This is a genomic window from Halomonas marinisediminis (genome assembly GCF_004347715.1).
GTDB classification, from domain to species: Bacteria; Pseudomonadota; Gammaproteobacteria; order Pseudomonadales; family Halomonadaceae; genus Halomonas; species Halomonas icarae.
In genome coordinates, this window is sequence record NZ_SLTR01000223.1 from 1 (window position 1) to 309 (window position 309).

Consider the following 309-nt stretch of genomic DNA (forward strand, 5'->3'; position numbering starts at 1 on the left):
GACCGCGCGGCGTTTCTCGGCCTGCGCCCGGTGGGCCTGAGCTTCCACGTGGGCTCCCAGACCCGCGATCCCGGCATGTGGTCCGACACGCTCGACCAGATGGCCGAGATCTGGCACGCGGGCCGCGCCCGGGGCCATGACCTCAACCTGATCAATATCGGCGGCGGCTTCCCGGCATTCTACGGCGATCCGATCCTGGAGGCCGAGACCTATGCCGGGCGCGTCGGCGCGCTGGTGCGGGCGCGGTTCGGCGATGCCACCGTGATGGCGGAGCCGGGCCGGGGTCTGGTGGCCGAAGCGGGCATGATC

The 309-nt window shown here is 71.8% G+C and carries 1 pseudogene; it reads left to right on the forward strand.

The window, feature by feature from the left end:
* Nucleotides 1-309: pseudogene (locus E0702_RS16470) on the forward strand (type III PLP-dependent enzyme); the annotation flags it as partial.